The sequence below is a fragment of the Streptomyces europaeiscabiei genome, assembly GCF_036346855.1.
GTDB lineage: Bacteria > Actinomycetota > Actinomycetes > Streptomycetales > Streptomycetaceae > Streptomyces > Streptomyces europaeiscabiei.
The window spans coordinates 5,513,035-5,535,324 of the sequence record NZ_CP107841.1 but is presented as its reverse complement, the minus strand read 5'-3'; the positions used below and the strand labels follow the sequence as shown (position 1 = coordinate 5,535,324).

Below are 22,290 nucleotides of genomic sequence, written 5' to 3'. Positions count from 1 at the left end.
CGCCCATCGCCCGCCGCCACCTGACCTGCACATCGGCACCTCCACGGAGGCCACCCCGAGCCCTCCGGCACGCTGCCCCTCACCGGAGATGTGGGCCCCGTTCCTCGCGAGCGCGCGTCGTCGCAGGACCTCGCCTCCACGACCTCGCGCAGGACTGCCCGCCATCACCGCCGATGACATCAGCAGCACCCTCGTGGGTGCCTATCTCCTGCCGCCCGAGGTGCACCAACGTATCGGCCAAGCCACGCAGTTCGCGGAGGCAAGCTGATGACCGATGGACAGAACACCGCAGCCTCGCCCCGCACAGAGATCCCCATGCTCCGCGCATACCGCCTGTGGTTCGAGCACACTCGCAAGTGCGCCGACGGCTGCAGGGGCACCCCCAAGGCACAGGACGGCTGCGAGGACGGACGGCGACTGTGGGGCACGTACCGCCTCGCGCGCATCGGGAGGGCGGCGTCATGAGCTGGACCATCGAGCGCCCACCTGGTCGGCCTGTACGGCGCACCGGCGACAATCGTCTCGCCGTACCGCTACGCCTGTGTCTCACCGGCGGGCAGGCCACGGACACCGAGCTGGCTCTGACTCTCGCCGAGGCTGTCTCTGAGCACTTCTTCGGGCTCCACCGCACCGAGTTCTTTTGGCTCCATGGGCAGGCTGGATGGGCGTGCGGGGAGGGTGTTCGCGCCCCTGTAGCAAGGTGATTTGGCCCCACTTCGATCGGGTGGTTCCGCTGGCCGGTGACGGCTGTCTGGCCGCCAGTGATCACTCCGCGTGAGCGGGCCCGCGTCGGCTTGCCACGGTGAAGCCCTGGCCTCACCGGGCCGAGATGTGCGCCGCCCCGAACAGGCGCTTGGTCATGCCGAGGCGTTCATACGTGGCGATGGCCGGCGCGTTACCGGTGAGCACCATGAGCGCGGCGCGGCCGTGCTGGTTGACGAGGGCGTCCACGACGAAGCCGCACACGGCCCGCGAAAGGCCGCGTCCGCGTGCGGCGGGGTGGGTGACCACCCCGCCCATGAACCCGCAGCCGGCCGCGGACCACGCGTCCGCCGCCACCGCTAGCGGCTTCACCCCGACGCTGCTGTCCACCTCGCCGACGACCCCGGCCCAGCGGCGCATGCCCGCGCGTCCCGGCTGCGCGTAGGAGTCAGGGAAGAAGCGGTCGAACAGCGAGGTCGCCTCCTTCTCCTCTCGGGCGTTCAGCCACCGCACGCCTGGGGCGGCGGCACCGGATGGGGACGTGGCCTCCATCCAGAAGAAGTTGTGGACCGGCACCAGGTTGGGCAGCTGCCGCACCAGCGCATCGATCAAGGCAGCTTCCCCCAAGACTCGGTAGGACGGGCCGATCTCCTCCAGGATCCGCCGCACCAACACGGCCACGTCGGCGCCGTCGCCCTTGACCGCAAGCCGGTCCTGTTGAGGGTTCGGGCTCGCCACCGCCAGCGCCGCGCCGTGGCACCAGGCCCGTACCCCCGGCCCCAGGCCGTCACCGCCTGGTCCCTGGGCGGCCCAGACCGGATGTCCGTCGCCGGCCGTGGCCTGCTCGATATCGCTGAGCCGTGCAAGTTCCTCCATACGCCGTGCTTACCAGGCGTTCTTGGAGGCCCGCTGTGACCCAGCCCTCATCGATCACCGACTGTGATCACGTATCTGGCCGTACCTGGGGAATGTGAAGTGGCCGCCGACAGCCAAGTGGAGCCAGATCAACTTCTTACTCCGCGGGAGCCACTTCAACCCCATGCACTGGAGCCCAAACAAGTGCTGCCGAACACCGAGGCCGAGCATCTCCACGCCGCCCTGTGCCGCGCCCTCGACGGCGAGCCGACACCCCCGACCGCGCCGGACTGCCGTCAGTCGGTTCAGACCTCGCCCGGAACGGCGCACATCCTGTGGGCGCGCGTAAAACGTCCCAGCACAGGCAGGTCATCGGACCGGCTCCCGACAGGACCCTCCATGGGCCTGTCGGGGGTGGCCGCAGCACAGTTGATGAGTACTCCCCACGCTCTCACAGGGAGGCTGCACCGGCCCCGCAACAGCCCATCGGCGCAACGGAGTCAGACCTTCGCCGTCACCACCCGCCCGCATACCTTGATTCGGCAGCTCCGCGAGTCCCTGGTTCGCTGACATCAGCACATTTTGAAGAGAGGAGTTCCGGCAGTGCTTTTCGACGTCACCCGCGGCGAACTGGCCGGCATCTTCGGCGAGGACCGGCTCGCGGCCCTGCCCGCCACCGCCTTCCCGCCCTCCGCCGCGGACACCGAGGGCGCCCGCCTCCTGCAGACCGTCGGCGTCCCCACCGGGACGTTTTCGCTGCGTGAGCCCGACGAGGACTCCGGTCGGCTGCCCCTCGTCCAGGACGTCGTCGATGCCAAGGACTTCGAGGACGCCTCGGAGGACGCGGGCGATTGGCCCGTCATCGGCTGGCTGCTCAACGCCCAGGGAACCGCATCCCGCCCCGAAGGCCGCCCGCCGTACGGTGGTTCCGGGCGACGACGACGGATCGCGTGTGGGGGAGTTGCCGGGCCGAGTGGTCGTACGAGTACGGGCGGCTCGGTCGCATGGCTCGCCCGGCACGAAGAAGCCCCAGGCAGTGCCTGGGGCTTCCTTGTCGGCCGTAGGGCCTGGCTGTGCCGTCAGCCGGCCGGTGTCACGTCCGTCAGCTTCCAGCGCTGGTTGTAGCCCGAGTTGGGCCACCAGACGCCCACACCGGCGCCGTCGTTCGTGGACTGGCCGCCGACGTCGGCGAGTTGGCCGGTGGCCGCGTTCACCAGGGTCCAGGTGCCGTCGCCCGTGGTGGAGAGGATCCACTGAGCGGCGGTGTCGCCGGTGCCCGTTTCGGCCTCGGCCACCAGGGAGCCGTTGCGGATCGCCAGGCGCTTGTTCGAGGAGGCCTCGGTCAGGGCGTAGCGGGTGCGGTTGTCCGCGGGGGCGTCACCGATGCGGTCCAGGGTCCACCGCTGGCCGGCGGGGTTGGTCGCGTTCGGGGTCTTGATGACCAGGCTCTTGCCGTCGGCGGCGACGGAGAGGTTCTTGTTGCTCTGGAAGCCCGTCAGAGTGTAGGTGTGGTCGTCCTGGATCTCGGCCGAGGCAGCGTCCACGCCCGAGACGTTACTGATCAGGAACGACGTCACCGACTGGGCCGGGACCGTGATCGTGGCCTTCTTGTCCGTGACCTCCACGGCCTTCTGGCGGATCAGCTTGCCGGCGGCGTCCGTCACCACCGGGGTGACCCTCGCGTGCTTGCCGACGTCGCCGAACCTGGACAGGTCGAGGGTCACCGCGCGGGGTGCCGTCGTGCTGTTGACGTGGACGACCGTGGCCTTCTTGCCCTTCTTCGCGACCGCGGCCGTGCTCGACTCGTCGTTGGTCTTGATGAGGCGGTCGCCCGGCTTGATGTAGTGCGTGAAGTTACGGGCCGTGTCGAACTTGGTGTTCGTGTAGATCGGGCACGACTGCAGGGTGTCCGACGACTTGCAGGAGAACGAGAGCTGGATGGAGCCCCAGTTGCCGCCCTTGGCGGACTCACCGCCCGGCTTCATGTTGTCGTAGTCCTCGACCGGCTGCCAGAAGACCCAGGCCTGGGGCTCCAGCTCGCGGAGGTCGTCGACCATGCGCTGGGCGAGGCCCAGTCCGGGGCGCATGTCGGTGAAGCTCTGACCGTCGCCCCAGTCGCCCTCGACCTCGCTCATCCACAGCGGCTTGTCGGCGCCCTTGGCGAGGTCGCGGACCGTGGTGCGCTGGCTGGTGCCGTAGGTGTGGACGTTCATCTGGCCGACGAGGTCGCGCACGGCCTGGGGGTAGGAGTTCCAGTTCGTGGCGAAGGTGCCCGGGTTGGTCTCGTCCATCGCGGAGATCTCCGCGTCCGAACGGGACTTCTCCAGGACCGGGGCGAGTGCCTTGATGACCTTCTGCTGGAGCTCGGGGCCGATGTGGGCGCCCTCCTGGCGACCGCCCGTGGGCTGGCCGTCGGCGCCGAGCTTGGTGCCCCAGTAGTTGGTGTTGGGCTCGTTGAAGGGGTCGAGGGTGTCGACCTTGATGTGGTGCGCCTTCTCCAGGCGCTCGGTGGCGCCGACCAGGTACTTGGCGAAGTCGTCGACCGAGTCGGCCTTCAGCTGGTCCTTCGTGGAGTCGAAGCCGCCGGAGACGTAACCGCTCTCCGTCATGAACCACGGCGGGGAGTTGCTGAAGGTCTCCCAGTGGTCGATGTCGTTCTTGATGCGGTCGACCCACCAGCGCTGGGTGGCGTCGGCGTCGTTGTTCCAGTCGTTCTTGTCGTCGGCGCTCCACCAGTCGACGTCCTCGCGGGTGGTGCCCGCCGGGGCCTTCCACCAGCCCTCGACCGCGCCACCGGCCCGCAGGTAGTCCTTGACGTCGGGGGCGTTGCCGCCGCCGATGTTGTAGCGGGCGATGTTGAGGTCGAGGCCGTCCTCGCCGAAGAGGAGGTCGGCGAGCTTTTCGCGTACGTCCGCGGGGTAGTCGCCGGTGGCGTTGGCGAACCAGACCAGGCTGGTGCCCCAGCCCTCGAAGCTGTCGCCCTTGTAGGAGGGATCGGGGCGGACCGTCACCGAGGCGACGGCGGCCGACGTGTCGGCGTGCGCCATCGGCAGGGAGGTCGTGGCCATGACGGTTCCGGTGGCCAGGGCCGTGACGCCGATGGCCCCGAAAAGCCGTCTCGTACGGGTGCGGTGTGCCATTCGAGTACTCCAACTCTTCCGTGTGCCGCGTCCCGGCGAGACACGGAGATCGGGGCCGGCGTTCAGCCGTGGTGCGGTTCGGTACGACGCGTCTTTACAGCGGTTCGGTGCGAAGCGTCTTTACAGCGGTTCGAGCGAAGCTTTTACTTCGCTTCGAGGTGGTTCGGCGCGCTCTCGTATGGTTTGTCTCAGTGAATGTTTACGTAAACATTCACTGAGGCGGATGTCTACACTGTCCGAATCGCGGCGGTCAAGGATTCGTAAGAGATCAACAAGTCGTTCCGGAAGGGTCGGAAGAGCCGCAAGGGCCGGAGCAGCCAGAACAGCAGGAACAGCCGGACGGGTCGCAAGAGTCGCACAAGCCGCGTGAGCCTCATGAGCCGCACCAGCCGCACGAGCCGGAAGAGTCGGGGGAACCAGGTGGACGCGACCGACGGTCGTAGTACGAGGAGACGTTCCGCCCGGCCCCGGCAGGGGCCCTCCATGGGCGACGTCGCGCGGCTCGCCGGGGTCTCGTCCCAGACCGTCTCCCGAGTGTCCAACGGGTTCGCCGGGGTCAACGCGGACACCCGGCAGCAGGTGCTCGCCGCGATGCGGGAGCTGGGTTACCGGCCCAACAGCGCCGCGCGGGCGCTGCGGCGCGGGGAGTTCCGGACGCTCGGCGTGATCACCTTCTCCCTCTCCACCCTGGGCAACATCCGCACGCTCGACGCGATCGCCACGTCCGCCGCGCGGGAGGGGTACGCCGTCACACTGCTGCCCGTCGCCGTGCCGACGCAGGACGAGGTGAACGGGGCGTTCTCGCGGCTCGGGGAGCTGGCCGTGGACGCCGTCATCGTGATCATGGAGGTCCATCTGCTCGACGCGGCGACCGTGTCGGTGCCGCCCGGTGTGCAGGTCGTGGTCGCCGACTCGGACGCCGGGGACCGGTACACCGTCGTCGACACCGACCAGGCGGGCGGCGCGCGGGACGCCGTACGGCATCTGCTGGAGCTGGGGCACGGGACGGTGTGGCATCTGGCCGGGCCCGAGGACTCCTTCGCGGCGCAGCGGCGGGCGAACGCGTGGCGCGCCACGCTCGACGAGGCGGGCGTCCGGGAGGTGCCGCCCCTCGTGCGCGGCGACTGGTCCGCGGAGTCGGGGTACCGGGCCGGGCTGCGGATCGCCGAACAGGCGGACTGTACCGCCGTGTTCGTCGCGAACGACCAGATGGCCCTCGGGTTGCTGCGGGCCCTGAACGAGCGCGGGCGCCGGGTTCCCGAGGACGTCAGCGTCGTCGGCTTCGACGACATCCCCGAGGCCGCTTCCTTCCTGCCGCCCCTCACCACCGTCCACCAGGACTTCGCCGAGGTGGGGCGGCTGTGTGTGGAGGGAGTGCTCAGCAAGATGCGGGAGGGCGGGGGCGAGGAGGACGAGGGGGAGCAGGAGCACGGGACGACGCTGGTGCCGACGCGGCTGGTACGGCGCCGCAGTACGGCACCGGCGCCGGGCATCGCGCGCGGCGTCTAGGGTCTCGGGCGGGTGCGTGCCGGGTTGTACGGGGTGGCGGCGGGCGGGACTTCGGGCTGACACGGGCGGGGGGCCGGGGGTCCGGGGGGCGGGATCCGGGGGGCGGCTGCGGTTGGGCAAGTCCCGTCGTCGGCGGGTGCGCCGCGCCCGTTACGGTGGGGAATCGTGACGGGCTTACGGGGAGTGCGCGGGGCGCGGGGGTGGTGGGAGCGGGGGCGGGCTCTCGGGGACGCTCATCCGTGGGTGGTGGATGTCGGGGTCGCGCTGCTGGTGCAGGGGGCGATGACGATGCCGTTCGTGGTGCCGCGGGCTGCCGGACTGCCGCCCGCGACATGGGCGGCGTACGGGCTGACGACGCTGACCGTGGTGCCGCTGGTGTGGCGACGGCGGGCTCCGCTCGCCGTGCTGCTGTCGATCCTGGTGACCAGCATGGTGTACAAGCTGGCGCTGGACGGGCCCGGGCAGCCGTTGCCGTACAACGGGCTGGTGATCGTCTACACGATCGCCGCGCTGTCGTCGCCGTGGAAGCGGATGGTCACCGGGCTGCTGGTGCTGGTCGCGGTGCCGGTGGGCGTTGGGCTCAACAGCCGGTCGGCCCGTGAACTGACCTTCTCCGCCTTCGTGTTCGCGGCGGCGTACGTCTTCGGGCGGCTCACCGATGCTCGTCAGCGGGCGAACCGTGTCGAGGCCGAGCAGGCCGCCGCGCGTGAACGGGCCCGGATCGCCCGCGAGATGCACGACATCCTGTCCCATGCGGTGAGCCTGATGATCGTGCAGGCGGAGGCCGGGCCGGTGGCGGTGCGTACCGCTCCGGAGCGGGCCGAGGCCGCCTTCGACGCGATCTCCGAGGCCGGGCGGGACGCCATGGTCCAGCTGCGGCGGATGCTGGGCGTGCTGCGGGAGGGTGACGAGAGGGGCGGCGAGAGGGGCGGCGAAGGGTACACACCGGGGCGTGCGCCTCGTGAGCCGCAACCCGTGCTCGCGGACCTGCTCACGCTGCTCGACCGGGTGCGGGACAGTGGGCTTGCGGTCGGGTACGAGGTGGTGGGGCGGGAGCGGGAGCTTCCGGGGGCGGTCGGGGCGTCCGTCTTCCGGATCGTCCAGGAGGCGCTGACGAACACCGTCAGGCATGCGGCTGCCCGTACGGCATCCGTTCAACTCACCTATGGGGAAATGGACTTGGGTGTTCGCGTGACGGATGACGGGCGCGGTCCCCAGGGCGGGTACGGCGGCGGTGGGCATGGGCTCGTCGGGGTGCGGGAGCGGGCGGCCGCGCACGGGGGTACGGCGGAGGTCGGGGCGGGGCCCGATGGGCGGGGGTTCGAGGTGCGGGTGCGGATACCGGTGGCGTCCCTCGCGGACAGGGCATCCGTGGCGGAGGCGGGGCGTTGACGATCCGGGTGGTCGTGGCCGATGACCAGGAGCTGGTGCGCAGCGGGTTCGCGCTGATCCTCGACGTCCAGCCGGACATCGAGGTGGTTGCCGAGGTCGGTGACGGGGCGGAGGCGGTCGAGGCGGTGCGGCGGCACCGCGCCGACGTGGCGCTGCTCGACATCCGGATGCCCCGGATGGACGGGATCGAGGCGTGCCGGGCGATCAGTGCGGACGGCGGGGGCTGTGCGGGCAGCGGCGGCCGTGCGGGCAGCGCGGACAGCGGAGGCCGTGCGGACGGTGCGGACAGCGGAGGCCATGCGGACGGTGCGGACAGCGGAGGCCATGCGGACGGTGCGGACAGCGGGGGCCATGCGAACAGCGCAGACAGCAGGGGCCGTGCAGACGGCGCGGACAGCAGGGGCCATGCGAACAGCGCGGACAGCGGGGGCCATGCGAACAGCGGGGGCCGTGCGGGCGGTGTCTGTCGGGTCGTGATGCTGACGACCTTCGATTCCGACGAGTACGTGTACGAGGCGCTGCACGCGGGGGCGAGCGGGTTTCTGCTCAAGGATGTCCGGCGGGACGACCTCGTGCATGCCGTTCGGGTCGTGGCGCGGGGTGACTCGTTGCTCGCGCCGTCCGTGGCGCGGCGGCTGGTGGAGCAGTACACCCGGCCTGCGGCCGCCCGGGCCCGGCGGCCCGATCCCCGGCTCGACGCGTTGACGGGGAGGGAGCGGGAGACGCTGTTGCTGCTGGCGCGCGGGCTGTCGAACGCCGAGATCGCCGGCGAGCTGGTCGTCAGCGACCACACGGTCAAGACGCATGTCGGCAACGTGCTCGCCAAGCTCGGGCTGCGGGACCGTATCCAGGCGGTGATCTGCGCGTACGAGACGGGGCTGATCTCGGCCGGTGACGCGCCCCCCGGGGCCGCGGGTCCCCCGCCCGGGGGAGTCCACCGGCCCGGTTCCTCCCCCGCGTCGGCGAGGGAGTGACCGAACCCGCCTCCCGAAGACCCCCTGTGCGGGCGATCCGCGAAAAGCCGCCGGTCAGAAGGATGGAGCCATCGAGAGCGACCACGACCGGTCGCGAACACCGGCTCACATCCACGGAGTTGATCATGAAGAGCGCCACCCGCACGCTGCTCGCCGCCGCCTTCGTCCTGGGGGTGGTGACGGGACCGGCGGCCCTGCCCGCCACCGCCTCATCCTCGTCCTCGTCCGCCGCCACAGACACCGTCTCCGCACGGTCGCAGTCGCAGTCGCAATCGCAATCACAGACGCAGACGCAGACGCAGACGGACCCCGAACTTGCCACCGCCATGGAGACCGCCATCGCCGGGCTCCCCGCCTCCGACGCCACCGCCGCGCTCGTACGCGTCGGGGGTACCGACGGCCGGTGGCGGGGCAGTTCGGGGGTGCACGACCTGACGACCGGCCGGGCCGCCGATCCGGACGCCCGCTTCCGGGCCGGGTCCGTGACCAAGGTGTTCACGGCGGCCGTGGTGCTGCAGCTGGCCGCCGAGGGGAAGGTCGACCTCGACCGGAGTGCCCGCTCGTATCTGCCGGAGCTGATCCCGGCGTCGTACGGCGGTGTCACCGTCCGGCAGTTGCTCAATCACACGCACGGCATCCCGGCGGCCGACTCATCGGGGACCACGGTCGAGGAGTGGTACGCGAACCGTTTCCGGATCCACCAGCCGGAGGAGATGGTGCTGTCGGCCACGGCGAAGGAGCGGGAGTTCGCGCCGGGTGAGCGGCAGCACTACCTCAACATCGGGTACACCATCGCCGGGTTGCTGGTGGAGCGGGTGACCGGGGACTCGTACGAGCGGCAGGTCGCCCGGCGGGTGCTGAAGCCGCTCGGGCTGCGGGACACGTACTTCCCGGGGACCGATCCACGGATCGTCGGCCCGCACAACCACGGCTATCAGCGGATGACGCTGGACGACGGGACGACCGGGCTGCGGGACGTGACCGTGTGGGGGGTGACGGACGGCTGGGCGGCCGGTGACATCGTCTCGACCACGGCGGATCTGGAGCGGTTCACGAACGCGCTGTTCCGGGGGCGGATCGTGCCGCGCGGGCCGGTACTGGAGGAGATGTTCACGGTGCCGAAGGTGGCGGACTTCACGAGCGGCAAGCCCGCCGAGTTCGCCGCCGGGCTCGCGAGGAAGATGCTCGGCGGGCGTGAGGTGTGGGGCAAGACGGGCGGTCGCTGGGGCTACAACGCGGCCATCGCGTCCACCCGCGACGGCTCCCGCACCGTCGTCTACAGCGTCAACTCCACGGATGCCAAGGGCAGAGACGTGAACAGGGTGGCCCTCAACGTCATGGTGGCCGCCTACGGCATGCCGTCGTAGCGGATTTCTCCCGAGCGCCAACTGCCGTGCACATGAGACATGTTGGGGGTCAACGATCACGACCACCGTTAGCATCGATCGCATGCGAATTCGTCGGCGCCATGACAACAACGACCTCGACGCGACGGCTCTGCCCCGTGATCCACGCGCCGACGAGTACCCGATGCCCAGCGTGCCGTACGGGTGGTACGCGGTGCTGCGGAGCGGGGAGTTGCGGGCGGGGAAGGTCGTCAGCCTGCACTACTTCGGGCGGGCGCTGATCGCGTTCCGGGGGCCGGACGGGCGGGCGGCCGTGCGGGACGCGCACTGTCCGCACTACGGCGCGCATCTGGGCGTCGGCGGGAAGGTCGTGGACGGGACGGTTCAGTGCCCGTTCCACGGGTGGCGGTTCGGGGCGGACGGGCGGTGCGTGGAGGCGCCGTTCGCCGCCCGTACCCCCAAGGTGTCGATCGGCGGGCTTCCGGTGCGTGAACACAGCGGACTCGTCCTCGTGTACGCCGGGCCGGGCGAGCCCTCGTGGGAGGTGCCGGAGATCGAGGAGACGGGGTCCCGGGACTTCGCCGCGCCGATCGACGACACCTGCCGGGCGCGGATCCACATCCAGGAGATGCGCGAGAACATCGTCGACGAGTCCCACTTCCACTTCATCCACGGTCAGAGCGAACCGCCGGTCCAGGAGTGGCGGGAGGACGGGCCGTTCGCCGAGGCGCGGGGGACGATCAGCCGGCGGGTGTTCGGCTGGGACATCCACAACACGTTCGACGCGTACATGTACGGGCCGGGGGTGATGGTCGTCCGGGCCCACGGGCCGGTGCTGTCGGTGACGGCCGTCGCGCTCAGCACGCCCGTCGACGACCGCACCAGCGAGCTGCGGATGCTGTACTACCTCCGCAAACCGGCCTGGCTGCCCTTCCTCACCCCCTTGTTCAAGCTCGTCTTCCGGGCCGAGGCGCTCGGTGAGGTGCGCGAGGAGGTCCGGATCTGGGACCACAAGATCCACCAGGCCCGGCCCGTGCTGCTTCCGCACGAGAAGGGGATCAGGGCGCTGCGGCGGTGGTACGCGCAGTTCTATCCGTCGGGCTGCACGGGCGACGGCCAAGTGCCGTCGGGAAGCACGGGCGACGGCCAGGTGCCTTCGGGAAGCACGGGCGACGACCAAGTGCCGTCGAGGAGCACCGGCGACGGCATGGTGCCGCCCCGGCCCGTGCAGCCGGGAAAGGGTGTGGGCGGGGCGACACGGTTCGAGGAAGCGAGCCGGGCCCGTTGAGAACCAGGTGGCCGGCCGCGTGCGCGCCGGCTTTTTGTGCAGGCCTAACCAGTGGGTTCACCGCGCCCGACGACGCGACCGCTCCTAGGCTCCCCCCATGGAGCAATCCGAGATCATGCAGCGAGTCGTCGGCATCCTCACCGAAGCGATCGAGATACGGCGGCAGGTTCGCGAGAACCCGGACGCCGAAGTGGCCTTGACGGGAGCTGTCTCCGCGCTGCTCGCGGAGACCCTGCCCGAGATCAAACTGCCCGCCGACGCGAGCGCCCGGGAAGCCACGGGCATCATCACGGATGCCCTGGGACCGGCGATCGTGGCCCTGGCCAACTGCTTCTCCTACGCCTTCGTCCACCTTGCCGAGGTGCACGACGAGGGGCGGACCGATACGACGACCACCGACGTCCTGCGGTCCCTCTCCCTGCAGTTCGCACAGCGGGACGGGGCGTAACGCGACTGCGCCCGGCCGTCATCCGTGTCGACCGGGTCGGCCGGCCGACCGACCGGGATGACCGGGCGGAGAACGGCGCATCCCCAGGCCCTTCCACGGTCTGGGGATGCGCCGTTGAGGCTCTGGTCGGCCGGAGGGGCCGATGTCGGCCTGCCATGCCGAGGTCAGCCGAACATGCCGACCTGGTAGTCGCCCGCAGGCTGCTGCAGGATGACGTTCAGCCGGTTGAAGGTGTTGATGAGGGCGATGAGCGCCACCAGGGCGACGAGCTGATCCTCGTCGTAGTGCTTGGCCGCGTTCGCCCAGACCTCGTCGGGGACACCGCCGGCCGCGTCGGCGATCCGGGTGCCCTGCTCGGCCAGCTCCAGCGCGGCGCGCTCGGCATCGGTGAAGACCTTGGCCTCCCGCCAGGTGGCGACCAGGTGCAGCCGCTGGGCGGTCTCCCCGGCGTGCGCGGCCTCCTTGGTGTGCATGTCGAGGCAGTACCCGCAGCCGTTGATCTGACTGGCGCGGATCCGCACCAACTCCTGGGTGGTGATCGGCAGGCCGGTCTCGTCGACCGCCTTGCCGGCCCCGACGAGGTGCTTGACGAGCTTCCCGGCGACCGGGTTGGCGAGCAGGTTCAGACGCGCTTCCATGGCGGGCTCCTTGTGCCGTCGTATGCGGTGACAACACAAGGACGGACCGGGCCGGTTCGATGTGACACGTAGGGACGTGACCCCCGTCACGCACATCGTCACCGTCGATGGACGGTCGCAGAGGTGGTCGTAGGGGTGGTCGTACGGGCGGTCGTGCGGAGGGGCCGGGAGCCTGCCGGGCCGGCGCCTGGCGCCCAGGCCGACGGGTTCGCCCCGCTCCGAGGAGCGGGGCGAGGCCCTGGTCGTAGGCGGTGCGGGGGACGGTCAGTAGAGGGCGATCCTCGGGTGGAGCGTGCCCTCGGCCGCCGGGTCGGTGACGGTGACGCGGTAGACCTCGGTGAGGGTGCCGCCGGCGGGCAGGGTGCGCCGCGCGGTGGTCAGGTCGGTGAAGAGGGTGCCGGTCTGGCTGCCGAGGCCGACGGCCTTCCAGCAGCCGTCGGCGGTGCGGCGCTCGACCTGGACGTCGGTCGGGTCGAGGAACGGTCCGGCGTCCTGTGACTCCACCAGAAGCTGGGGGGCGACGGTCCGGTCCGCCGCCGAGTCGTTGCGGTAGGTGAGGGTGACCGTGTGGCTCTCGCCGTCCGCGGTGAGCGGGCCGGTGGCGAGGTCGACGAAGTCGACGGGTATGGCGGACGCCTGGTCGGCCGTGGACACGGTGGTGGCGGTGCGCGGTGTGGCCGCGGCGGCGGGTCCCGCCAGGGCGAGAGCGGCGGCCGCCGCGGTCACGGCGAGGAGGGCGATCCTGAAACGGCTGTTCTTGGACGACACGTGCGCGGATCCTTCGTGATCGTGGGGGGCCGGCCGGGCCCCATCACTGGGCACCGGCCAGGGGTGTTCCAAGATTACGAAGGGATGCTCGAAGACGGTAACTACCGCCAGGTAGTGAAGAGATATTGTGGAATGTCGGCCACCGCGGCACCCGTCTGGCCATTTTCCCCTCTCTTGGGTTAGACATTCTCCGACCTCACCTCGACCAGTGGGGTCCAGGGGATTCAACAGCCCAGGGGGGCAACACCCATGACCATGCATCACACGACGAGACGCTCCTCGCGTCTCAGACTCGTCGGGGCCGCGCTGACCGCGCTCGTCCTCGCCGCGACGGGGACGGCGACCCAGGCGATGGCCGCGCAGACCACGACGCAGAAGACCCAGGCGTCGAAGACACCGCCGCCGCCCGTGCCGACCCTCACCTGGTCCGACTGCCAGGGCGGCTTCGAGTGCGCGAACGCCGACGTGCCGCTGGACTACCGGGCGCCACAGGGCACCAAGATCACCCTCGCGGTCGTCCGTAAGAAGGCCGCCGACCAGACGAAGCGCAAGGGCACGCTCTTCATGCAGCCCGGCGGGCCGGGCAACTCCGGGGTGGACTTCGTCCGCAACAACCACGCGGGCCTCCCTGCCGCGTTGCGCGACTCGTTCGACGTCTTCGGCTACGACGTCCGTGGCGTCGGCCGCAGTTCGGCGCTCACCTGCTTCGACGACGCCCGCTACACCAAGGCCGTCACCGACGCCAAGGGCGTCCCGGGCCCGGACGCCTACGGTCCGGCGCTGAGCGAGGCCGCCGAGTTCGACCAGGCCTGCCAGACCAACTCGGGCTCGCTGCTGCCGTACGTCGGCACCGAGTACGTCGCCCGTGACATCGACCTGCTGCGTCAGGCCCTCGGCGAGGAGCAACTGACGTACTACGGCCGCTCGTTCGGCTCGTACATCGGCACCGTCTACGCCGCGATGTTCCCGAAGCGGGTGCGGGCGCTGACCCTCGACGGGGCGTACGACCCCGACCACTACGCCAACCGCCCGTACGCCTACGACCGTACGCAGTACCTGGCGCTGGACGGCGCGATGGGCCGCTTCCTCGACTGGTGCGCCGCCGACCAGGCGATCTGCGGCTTCGGCGACGGGGACCCGCGCGGGGCGTTCGAGCAGCTGAAGAAGGACCTCGACACGAACCCCGTGACCACCGCGAGCGGTGGCAAGGCCAACGGCTACACCCTGGTCTACCGGCTGATGTTCAACATCAACGAGGGCAAGGTCATCTGGCCCTCGCTCGGCGCGGCCCTGCGCAAGGCGCAGCTGCGGGACAACACCTCGTTCCTGCTGCGTCCGCCGTCCCCGGCCAGCTTCGACTTCCTCGGCCCGAACGTGGTCGTCGAGTGCGTCGACAAGGACTACCCGAAGAGCCTGCGCAAGCTGGAATGGAACGTCAAGGCCAACGCGAAGGCGGCGCCGCTGCTGGGCCCGGCCATGGCGTTCGGTCCGCCGACCTACGACCACCAGCACGCCACCGCCTGCGTCCAGTGGCCCGCCGAGAAGGTCAGCCGCTACGACGGCTCCTTCCGGGCCAGGGGCTCGGCGCCGATCCTGGTCCTCGGCACCACCGGTGACCCGGACACCCCCTACCGGGACGCCGTCGCCCTGTCCCACCAGCTCGACAACGCCGCGCTGGTGACGTTCGACGCCGAGGGCCACACCGCGTTCGGCCGCAGCGCCTGCGCGACGGACGCGGTCATCAACTACTTCGTCGACCTGAAGGTCCCGGCCGCCGGCACCACCTGCTCGGACGAGACCCAGCCGCCGTCCTCCACCCCGAAGACGGCGCCGCCCGGCACGACGCTCAGCGAACTCCGCAACGGCGTCAACGAGCGCGTCGACCGCATCGGCGACGTGAGCTGACCCGGCTGACCGGCCGGTGAACCGACCGGCTGACCGACGGTGAACTGATCGACCGACACGAACCCCGGTGCGCCCGCCCCTCCACGGCGAGCGCACCGGGGTTCCGCACGTCTGGGGCACGTTCGCGGCACGTCTGCGGGCACGTTCGCGGCACGTTCGCGGGCACGTTCGCGGCACGTCTGCGGCACGTTCGCGCCACGTCGAGCCGCACGGATCCGGGGGTGACCGCGCCCCCGGCGTCCGCCGCGAACCCCTGCCGGCAGAGCGGCGGCACCTGGTGGTGCAACAACGTGCCCGGGGCGGCCGTCTACAAGAACCCGTACACGTTCGAAGTCGTGGGCCACATGTACAGCACCCCCTGGTTCAAGTGCAGTTACCACTTCGGCGCCAACATGGGTGGCCCGCACCCAACCGCTGGATCCGGACCAAGGCCGACAACGGCGCCTGGGGCTGCATGAAGGACACGGACGTCTACAGCGAGAGGCGACCCGCTGCCGGAGGCGTCCCCGTCCTGTCCCCTGGAGGAGGCCGCCACGGCTGCCGCGGCGGAGCCTGACGGCTACTGGTCGCGGTCGTGTTCGTCGCCGTGGTCCGGGGCGATGTCCAGGTCCCCGAAGGACAGCGCGTCCAGGTCGCCGTCGAAGTCCTCAGGGATCAGGAGCAGGTGCTCCAGCGGGTCGGGCTGCGGGGTCCGGTCGGGGCCGGTGAGGGACTGCTCGGTCCAGATGCACTTGCCGGTGGCGGTGTAGCGGGTGCCCCAGCGCTGGGAGAGCGCGGTGATCAGCTGGAGGCCACGGCCGCCCTCGTCGGTGTCCGTGGCCCGGCGTATGCGGGGCACGGTGAGGCTGCCGTCGAAGACCTCGCAGACCAGCGCGGAACCGTGCAGGAGGCGCAGCCGGACGGGGCCCTTGGCATGGCGTACGACGTTGCCGACGAGTTCGCTGGCGAGGAGTTCGGTGGTCGGGGCCAGGTCGTCCAGGCCCCAGACGGCAAGCTGGTCGCGGACGTGGCGGCGGGCCTGCCGGGCGGCCTTCGGGTCGTCGAGGAGGGACCAGGACGCCATCCGTTCGTCGGTCAGGGCGTGCAGTCGGGCGACGAGGAAGGCCGCGTCGTCCGCCGCCGCGTGCTCGGCGGGGAGCAGGCCGTGCGTGAGGGTGTCGCAGAGGCGCTCCAGGTCGGCGGCGGTGCCGTCCTCGTGGGCGGTGCGCAGGAGACGGGCCAGGTCGGCCATGCCCTCGTCTATCCCGCGTTTCGCCGACTCGACCAGACCGTCGGTGTAGAGCACGAGCAGGCTGCCCTCGGGCACACTCAGCTCCACCGTCTCGAACGGCGGCTCGGCCGCGCCGAGCGGCGGGTCGGCTGTCCACTCCGGGAAGTGCACGGTTCCGTCGGGGCGCACCAGGGCCGGTGGCGGGTGCCCGGCACGGGCGATGGAGCAGATCTGGGTGGTGGAGTCGTAGAGGGCGTACAGGCAGGTGACGTACGACTCCTCGCCCATGCCGGCGACGATGTCGTTGAGGTGGCTCATGATCTCGTCGGGGGGCAGTTCGAGGTCGGCGAGGGTGTGGACGGCCGTGCGGAGGCGGCCCATGGTGGCGGCCTCGGACAGGCCGTGGCCCATGACGTCGCCGACGACGAGGGCGACCTGGCCGCTGGAGAGCGGGATGACGTCGTACCAGTCGCCGCCGACGTCCATGCCCTGCCCGGCCGGGAGGTAGCGGACGGCTGACTCGCAGGCGGCCAGGACGGGCAGGTCCTGGGGGAGCAGGGCGCGCTGGAGTTCGCGGGACCGGGTGTGTTCGAGGTCGTAGAGCCGGGCGCGTTCCAGGGCCTGGGCGAGGAGCGCGCTGATCGCGGTGAGGAGGGTGCGTTCCTCGTCGGTGAGGCGGCGCGGCCGGTCGAAGGAGACGACGCACACGCCGAAGGTGTGGTCGGACGCGGTCAACGGCAGGAACGCCCAGGCCCGTTTGCCGGTCCGGGCGAGCAGATCGGCGTCATGGGAGGCGTACTCGACGTACTCCTGCGGCGAGGAGATGAAGATCGGGGTGCCCGTGTTGATGGCGTGCCAGGCCGGGCCGTAGGGCGTGCGGTGGCGGTGGTTGACGAGGGCGATGAACTCGTCCGTGTAACCGACGGAGCCGACGTTGTGGAGGCGGCCGTTCTCGACGGTCTGGACGAGGAGGCCGGTGGCGGCGAACGGCGGCAGCACCCGCAGGGCGACCGCGTCGACGACGTCCTGCGAGGTGGTCGCCTTGGCGAGGGCGACGGTCAACGCGGCGATGCGGTGGGCCCGTTCGGAGGCCGCGCGCTCGGCCTCGCGACGTTCCTCCTCGTGCCGCCGTCTGTCGGTGACGTCGGTGAAGTAGATGGTGCGGCCGTCGGGGCCGGGGACCAGCCGCAGGTGGTAGACGAGGTCGTTGTCCGGCACGTGGACGTCGAACCCGGCGGGCTTCTCCTCGGCGGCGGCCTCCCGGCAGCGGCTCTCCAGACAGGGAGTCTCGCGCACGGAGGGCAGGTCCCACAGCAGCCGCCCGAACAGCTCCTCCTCGGAGAGGCCGAGGGTGCGTTCCGCCTCCAGGTTGGCGAAGGTGATTCGCCAGTCGTCGTCGACGGCGAGGAAACCGTCGCTCATGTGCCGCAGGGCCCGGCTGAGTGCGTCGCGCGCGGACCGCGACTCGTTGCTCTCCCAGCCGACGCCGATCATCCGGTGGGGGTCGCCGTGCTCGTCGTAGGTGGCCCGGCCGCGGGCCCTCGTCCAGCCCCAGGTGCCGTCGAACCGCCGTACGCGGTACTCCGCCTCGTAGACGCCGTGGCCGCGGATGGCCCGCTCCGCCGCGGCCAGTGTCGGGGCGAGGTCGTCGGGGTGGACGATCCGCATCCAGTTCTCTATCTGGCCGGTGAACTCGGCCGGCCTGGTGCCGTAGAGCTCCAGTGCGGCCTCGTCCCAGATCAGGTCGCCGGTGCGGATGTCCCAGTCCCAGGAGCCGACGCTGACCTCCTTCAGCGCCTGCCGCAGCCGTTCACCGCCCGGCTCGGGCTGCGCGGGTGCCGACGGCGGGGGCGCCTGCGCCATGCGGTTCTCGGTCCAGTCGACGACCGCCCGCAGGAAGTCCCATTCCAGGCCGGTGGGTTCGCCCCGGTCGCCGGTGAGGACGGTGAGCGCGCCTATCGTGCGGTCGCAGCCGGACACGGGTAACGCGGCGAGACCGGTGCCGGGCCAGGCGATGGACATGGAGCCCAGCGGCGACCACACTCCGCTGCCCTGGTGCAGGGCGCGGGCCGGGGGCAGCGGGCCCTCCTGGTCGATGATCTCCCACGGGCGGGTGAGAGCGGCCGGCAGGCCGGTGACCGACACCAGACGCAGGGCGGACATGGGGCCCCGCAGATGGACCATTCCCCCGAGAGCGCCGAGTTCCCCGACCGCGTGCTGGAGCGCCAGCCGGAAGACCTCGCTCTCCGCGACGCCGGGATCCACCGTGCTGAGCAGGGCCAGCCGAGCGTTCATACGGCAGACCCTAACGTTCTACTCACACGTAAGGCAGTCCGCCACAGGAATTCCACAGTGGCTCCCCCGGGCCGTCCCCAGGCCGTGTTCGCGAGGTGGCACATTCCCCAACGGGGTTGATTCCAGGGCAAGTTGACGGACAAATCCTGAATGGCGGACGGCATGACATCGGTGTCCTCCCCTCCGTCGGCGACAACACCCGGCGTCCGTCTCCTGCCTCACTCCGCGCCCACACGAGGGCGGTGGATCGGCGGTGAACGTCCCGCGCACCGTCACCCACCTCGGCGAGGACCTGGTGGTACGCGGGGTGACCAGCGGAATTCGACCGTGCCCGAAACGCCTGGTGCGGGCTGAAGGGCTCCGCCGACCATGGGGCACGGGAGCACCCGGTTCCGGCTACGCACAAACGGGAGAGACGCATGAATCCGCTGAGCACGCGCCGCACCTCGCTCGCACTCGGACTGGTCGCCGCATCCTTACTCGCGACGGCTCTGGCCACCCCGTCGGCCGCCGCGACGGCGGAGGCCTCCGCGTCCGCCCGGACGGCGGACACCCGGCTGGAGCGGCAGGTCGAGGGCCTGCTGCGGCACAACGAGGGCGCCGAGCGCGTCGCGAAGGACCGCGTGCGGCTGGCGCCGGGCGTGGAGATGTCGGTCGTACCGTCCACCCGCGCGGCGGCCGACGGAACAGGCGACTGCCGTACCGGATACGCCTGTGTGTGGCAGCACCGCGACGCGACCGGCTACCGACTGGACTTCTACAACTACGGCTCCTACACCCTGTCCAACTACAGGATGCCCGACGGCACAAGCTGGCAGGACCAGGTCAGCTCCTACTACAACGCGCAGACCGGCGGCGCCTGGATCGTCGGCAAGAACTGGGTCACCTCCGGCGGCAGCGGTCAACTGGAACGGATCTGGGGCGGACCGACCTACGCGTACGAGGCCCTGGTACACGCCAACGACCAAGCCGACGTGGTGGAGTTGTACCCGTAGCCGAGGACCGGGCGCGCAGGACGGCCGGCGTGACCAAGATCTGCTGACGGTCGTTGGGCCGCTGCGACACCAGGATCGTCGCGACACCAGGATCTCCGGCCCGGCCTCAGGATCTCCGGCCCGACCTCAGCAGGCGGCATGTTCAAGGCATTCAAGACGTTGGTCAAGACGTTCGTCGAGCAGTACGCGAAGAGCCAGCAGATCAAACGGGATCTGCTGGCTCAACGTGGTGAGCAGGAGCGGCGCTGGCGGGAGGAGGACCGGGTGGTCCTCCAGGCCGCCCTCGCCGCGAACCGGGTCGCTCTCGAAGAGCACAACGGCACGCTGCGGCGGGCGGCCGGCGTCTCGTACCTCACGCTGCGCTGCCACGAGGACACCTGGACGTTCCTGGCCCGCACGGCGTTCGGCGCCTGGGAGCCCGGCTGGACCCAGAGCACGCGCGACCCGTACGACCGGGTCGGCCCGACCGCGACCAGGGCGGCCCACTTCACCGCCGACCCCAATCTGCCGCCGGGCCGCATCACCAAGGCGGACGGCGGCATGCAGGACGTCCAGCTCTCCGGCCACAACCTGGTCCTCGTCCTCGATGCCCTCCGCGAGGCCACGGCCTCGGAACTCACCGCCACCGGAGCCCGCGCCAGGACCTTCTACGACCGGCTGGCCTCCTTCACCGCCAAACTCGACGCGACGGCGCCCACGGGACGCACCACGGGCATCCTCTGGCGGATCGACGACAGCCTGCACAGCCAGTACGTGAGCCGTCCGCCCGGCACCGGACGCCCCACCACCGCGCCCCTGCTCCACAAGGTCCCCTCCCCCGCCCCGTCGGCCCGCCGCCGCCACCCGGAGCGCAACGGCTCCCCCGTGGCTCAGAAGTAGGCGTCCCGGAGCCTGTCGGGCTCGGGGGGTGTCCGGGCGTGGGTCAGGCGCACTCGGTCGCGGCCGGGCGGTCCTTCTTGCGGAACGTCATCAGCGGCGTTCCGTCGTTCTTGAGTTCGTCGGCGACGCCGTCGATGTAATTTCCGTAGGAGTAAATGCGGTCGTATCCGCGGCCACGCCAGGAAGTGACATCGACGACATCCTCGCGCTTTCCGGTCGAATTCCAGGTGTACGACTCGACCTTGAAGACCGGGTTCACACGGACGACGCGCTTGGTCGGGCTCGCCTCGATCCAGGCGGTTTTCTCGGGGCCGATCTCGATGACGTCGTTGTTGGTGACGGCGACGGAGTTCTCGATGGCCCAGGAGTAACTGTAGGAGGCCTCGGCGGAGACGCCGAACCAGCTGCCGATGGAGGCCTCGACGCTGGTGGAGCCGCCGACGGTGTGGGAGTACGACCTGGAGGTGGCGTACTCGCGGGCGAGCTCCAGGCTGTACCCGCTGTCGGTGCAGTTGGTGCGGGTCTCGCTGATGGGACGCCAGGCGGCGCGGTAGGTCCAGCTGGAGGCGACGGGGTACTCGCAGTGGCCCTCGAAGCGCTCCCAGCCGGGCTGGAGCGTCCACTTGCCGTCGTCCTTGTGCCACACGGGGGCCTCGCGCCACGCGGAGTGGTCGCGCAGCTCACCGGTCGTGACGTTGACGTACCAGTCCTGGTAGCCGGTGCCGCCGTCGGTGCCGCAGACCCGCGCCATCATCCCGTCGGTGTTCCAGGGCTCCTGGCCCCGGATGTTCACAGCGCCGTTGGGGCCGCCGGCCGCCTGCGCGGGCTGCGTCGCGAGAACGCTCGCCACGGCACCGAGAAGAGCCGCACCGACCGCCGCGGCCCGCCGCACCCGCAACCGGGAACGGAGACGGGTCGGGGAAAGAGAACCGGAACGGGACCGAGCTGTGTTTTCCGTCACTGAAGTATTCGCTCTTTTCGAGGATGCGGGGATTCAGACATACGGGGATTCGGGGATGCGGAGATTCGAGCGTCCGGGGGTTCGAGCGCCCAGGGATCCCGGAACGCTTTCTTACCCGCCGGTAAGTACTATCGATTTCCGGTGCTTCAACTGTCAAACCCCCAGGAGGAAGGGGAAACAAAGCGGCACAACCGGACACCCGAACCGGGGAAATTCGGGCGTTCTCCCGGCGGTGAGCGGGCCCGCTGTTACATTCCTGGGACACTTCCGCAGCCCGCGGAGTACAACCTTCCGCCATACCAGGGCGTCCCACCCGATACCAGCGCCACCTCAGCGTTGCGTCACCAAGGGGGACAACATGCGACGAATCGGAGCAGCGGTCGTGGCACTCGCGCTCGCGGGGACCGCGATAGGGATGACGGCGGCCACCGCGAGCGCCGTGCCCGGCGGTGCCGCGCGTGCCGCCGCGCCGTGCCCGACGGGCTGGGGCAGTGGCGTCAAGGGCAGCCCCGACAGCGGTGCCGTGCCGCTGACGGACATCAGGACAGGCCGGCACGACTGCTTCGACCGCATCGTGTTCGACATCCCCGACGGCGGCGACCACATCGGCTACTGGGTCCAGTACGTCGACCGGCTCCACCAGTCGGGTTCCGGCGACCCCATCCCGGTGAGCGGCGGGGCCATCCTGGAGATCCGGGTCGCCGCACCGAGCTACGACCCGGAGACCGGCGGGGTCGCCTACCCGGGAGACGTGGCCGAGCCCCTGCCCGGCGTGAACATCTCCGGCTACCGCACCTTCCGTGACACCCGCTTCGCCGGCAGCTTCGAGGGCGAGACCCAGATCGGCCTGGGTGTCCGCGCCCGCCTGCCGTTCCGGGTGCTCCAGCTCCCCGACCGGCTGGTCGTGGACGTGGCTCACAGCTGGACCTAGAAGGGGATGCGGGGGCAGCCCTGCCGTACTGTCCCCGCCTGGCCCTGCCCCACT

Annotated in this window: 18 protein-coding genes; 12 read left to right on the top strand and 6 right to left on the bottom strand. The window is 70.6% G+C overall.

What is annotated here, in order from left to right; translation table 11 throughout:
- The first annotated feature begins 267 nt into the window (after positions 1-267).
- Positions 268-465 (top strand): hypothetical protein, encoded by a 198-nt coding sequence (locus OG858_RS24205; RefSeq protein WP_328544461.1) that lies wholly within the window; start codon positions 268-270, stop codon positions 463-465.
- Positions 466-816: 351 nt separating this feature from the next.
- Here OG858_RS24205 and OG858_RS24200 read toward each other — a convergent pair whose 3' ends face one another.
- On the bottom strand, positions 817-1,578 hold the full coding sequence (locus OG858_RS24200; RefSeq protein WP_319260608.1) for a GNAT family N-acetyltransferase: 762 nt from the start codon (positions 1,576-1,578) through the stop codon (positions 817-819).
- A 582-nt stretch (positions 1,579-2,160) separates the two neighbouring features.
- Between OG858_RS24200 and OG858_RS24195 the strand changes: the two genes are divergently transcribed.
- Complete coding sequence (locus OG858_RS24195; protein WP_327724537.1) at positions 2,161-2,682, top strand: SUKH-4 family immunity protein; 522 nt, start codon at positions 2,161-2,163, stop codon at positions 2,680-2,682.
- On the opposite strand, the gene OG858_RS24190 is transcribed toward OG858_RS24195, so the two are convergent.
- Positions 2,637-4,697: an RICIN domain-containing protein gene (locus tag OG858_RS24190; protein ID WP_086747051.1), complete on the bottom strand. Its 2,061-nt coding sequence runs from the start codon at positions 4,695-4,697 to the stop codon at positions 2,637-2,639. The genes OG858_RS24195 and OG858_RS24190 overlap by 46 nt on opposite strands.
- A 483-nt stretch (positions 4,698-5,180) precedes the next feature.
- Here OG858_RS24190 and OG858_RS24185 point away from each other — a divergent pair, with 483 nt between their 5' ends.
- The 6 genes from OG858_RS24185 to OG858_RS24160 all read left to right on the top strand — a co-directional run bounded on the left by OG858_RS24185 (position 5,181) and on the right by OG858_RS24160 (position 11,654).
- Positions 5,181-6,206, top strand: coding sequence for a LacI family DNA-binding transcriptional regulator (locus OG858_RS24185; RefSeq protein WP_319068701.1), 1,026 nt, complete (start codon positions 5,181-5,183; stop codon positions 6,204-6,206).
- 165 nt (positions 6,207-6,371) lie between these two features.
- Positions 6,372-7,598 (top strand): sensor histidine kinase, encoded by a 1,227-nt coding sequence (locus OG858_RS24180; RefSeq protein ID WP_455681693.1) that lies wholly within the window; start codon positions 6,372-6,374, stop codon positions 7,596-7,598.
- Positions 7,599-7,612: 14 nt separating this feature from the next.
- Positions 7,613-8,572, top strand: coding sequence for a response regulator (locus OG858_RS24175; protein WP_327748633.1), 960 nt, complete (start codon positions 7,613-7,615; stop codon positions 8,570-8,572).
- A gap of 125 nt (positions 8,573-8,697) precedes the next feature.
- A complete protein-coding gene (locus OG858_RS24170) occupies positions 8,698-9,939 on the top strand; it encodes a serine hydrolase domain-containing protein (protein ID WP_328544462.1) in 1,242 nt (413 codons plus the stop codon).
- A gap of 82 nt (positions 9,940-10,021) precedes the next feature.
- Positions 10,022-11,206 carry a Rieske 2Fe-2S domain-containing protein gene (locus tag OG858_RS24165; protein WP_319260591.1) on the top strand — a complete coding sequence of 395 codons (1,185 nt, stop codon included), beginning with the start codon at positions 10,022-10,024 and terminating at the stop codon, positions 11,204-11,206.
- A 97-nt stretch (positions 11,207-11,303) separates the two neighbouring features.
- Positions 11,304-11,654 (top strand): hypothetical protein, encoded by a 351-nt coding sequence (locus OG858_RS24160; RefSeq protein WP_037690053.1) that lies wholly within the window; start codon positions 11,304-11,306, stop codon positions 11,652-11,654.
- Positions 11,655-11,818: 164 nt separating this feature from the next.
- On the opposite strand, the gene OG858_RS24155 is transcribed toward OG858_RS24160, so the two are convergent.
- Together OG858_RS24155 and OG858_RS24150 are read right to left on the bottom strand one after the other, a co-directional pair.
- Positions 11,819-12,292 (bottom strand): carboxymuconolactone decarboxylase family protein, encoded by a 474-nt coding sequence (locus OG858_RS24155; RefSeq protein WP_086746661.1) that lies wholly within the window; start codon positions 12,290-12,292, stop codon positions 11,819-11,821.
- Positions 12,293-12,556: 264 nt separating this feature from the next.
- Positions 12,557-13,060, bottom strand: a complete 504-nt coding sequence (locus OG858_RS24150; protein WP_327744431.1) for a signal peptide protein — start codon at positions 13,058-13,060, stop codon at positions 12,557-12,559.
- Positions 13,061-13,309: 249 nt separating this feature from the next.
- Between OG858_RS24150 and OG858_RS24145 the strand changes: the two genes are divergently transcribed.
- Positions 13,310-14,965, top strand: a complete 1,656-nt coding sequence (locus OG858_RS24145) for an alpha/beta hydrolase (protein WP_328544463.1) — start codon at positions 13,310-13,312, stop codon at positions 14,963-14,965.
- A 559-nt stretch (positions 14,966-15,524) separates the two neighbouring features.
- Here the strand turns inward: OG858_RS24145 and OG858_RS24140 are convergent.
- Positions 15,525-18,470 (bottom strand): SpoIIE family protein phosphatase, encoded by a 2,946-nt coding sequence (locus OG858_RS24140; RefSeq protein ID WP_327748636.1) that lies wholly within the window; start codon positions 18,468-18,470, stop codon positions 15,525-15,527.
- Between the two features lie 419 nt (positions 18,471-18,889).
- On the opposite strand from OG858_RS24140, the gene OG858_RS24135 reads away from it, so the two are divergent.
- Both OG858_RS24135 and OG858_RS24130 read left to right on the top strand, forming a co-directional pair.
- Positions 18,890-19,465: a peptidase inhibitor family I36 protein gene (locus OG858_RS24135; RefSeq protein ID WP_086746665.1), complete on the top strand. Its 576-nt coding sequence runs from the start codon at positions 18,890-18,892 to the stop codon at positions 19,463-19,465.
- A 138-nt stretch (positions 19,466-19,603) separates the two neighbouring features.
- Entirely contained in the window at positions 19,604-20,344 is a 741-nt protein-coding gene (locus OG858_RS24130; protein WP_328544464.1) for a hypothetical protein, read from the top strand.
- 43 nt (positions 20,345-20,387) lie between these two features.
- Here OG858_RS24130 and OG858_RS24125 read toward each other — a convergent pair whose 3' ends face one another.
- A complete protein-coding gene (locus OG858_RS24125; protein ID WP_319067713.1) occupies positions 20,388-21,194 on the bottom strand; it encodes a hypothetical protein in 807 nt (268 codons plus the stop codon).
- Positions 21,195-21,663: 469 nt separating this feature from the next.
- Between OG858_RS24125 and OG858_RS24120 the strand changes: the two genes are divergently transcribed.
- Positions 21,664-22,236 carry an AMIN-like domain-containing (lipo)protein gene (locus OG858_RS24120; RefSeq protein ID WP_327744429.1) on the top strand — a complete coding sequence of 191 codons (573 nt, stop codon included), beginning with the start codon at positions 21,664-21,666 and terminating at the stop codon, positions 22,234-22,236.
- The last annotated feature ends 54 nt before the right edge of the window (positions 22,237-22,290 follow it).

Coding starts and splice junctions, on each gene's coding strand:
- OG858_RS24205 (WP_328544461.1), top strand. CDS start 268: ATGACCGATGGACAGAACACCGCAGCCTCGCCCCGCACAGAGATCCCC.
- OG858_RS24200 (WP_319260608.1), bottom strand. CDS start 1,578: ATGGAGGAACTTGCACGGCTCAGCGATATCGAGCAGGCCACGGCCGGC.
- OG858_RS24190 (WP_086747051.1), bottom strand. CDS start 4,697: ATGGCACACCGCACCCGTACGAGACGGCTTTTCGGGGCCATCGGCGTC.
- OG858_RS24185 (WP_319068701.1), top strand. CDS start 5,181: ATGGGCGACGTCGCGCGGCTCGCCGGGGTCTCGTCCCAGACCGTCTCC.
- OG858_RS24170 (WP_328544462.1), top strand. CDS start 8,698: ATGAAGAGCGCCACCCGCACGCTGCTCGCCGCCGCCTTCGTCCTGGGG.
- OG858_RS24165 (WP_319260591.1), top strand. CDS start 10,022: ATGCGAATTCGTCGGCGCCATGACAACAACGACCTCGACGCGACGGCT.
- OG858_RS24160 (WP_037690053.1), top strand. CDS start 11,304: ATGGAGCAATCCGAGATCATGCAGCGAGTCGTCGGCATCCTCACCGAA.
- OG858_RS24155 (WP_086746661.1), bottom strand. CDS start 12,292: ATGGAAGCGCGTCTGAACCTGCTCGCCAACCCGGTCGCCGGGAAGCTC.
- OG858_RS24145 (WP_328544463.1), top strand. CDS start 13,310: ATGACCATGCATCACACGACGAGACGCTCCTCGCGTCTCAGACTCGTC.
- OG858_RS24140 (WP_327748636.1), bottom strand. CDS start 18,470: ATGAACGCTCGGCTGGCCCTGCTCAGCACGGTGGATCCCGGCGTCGCG.
- OG858_RS24135 (WP_086746665.1), top strand. CDS start 18,890: ATGAATCCGCTGAGCACGCGCCGCACCTCGCTCGCACTCGGACTGGTC.
- OG858_RS24130 (WP_328544464.1), top strand. CDS start 19,604: ATGTTCAAGGCATTCAAGACGTTGGTCAAGACGTTCGTCGAGCAGTAC.
- OG858_RS24120 (WP_327744429.1), top strand. CDS start 21,664: ATGCGACGAATCGGAGCAGCGGTCGTGGCACTCGCGCTCGCGGGGACC.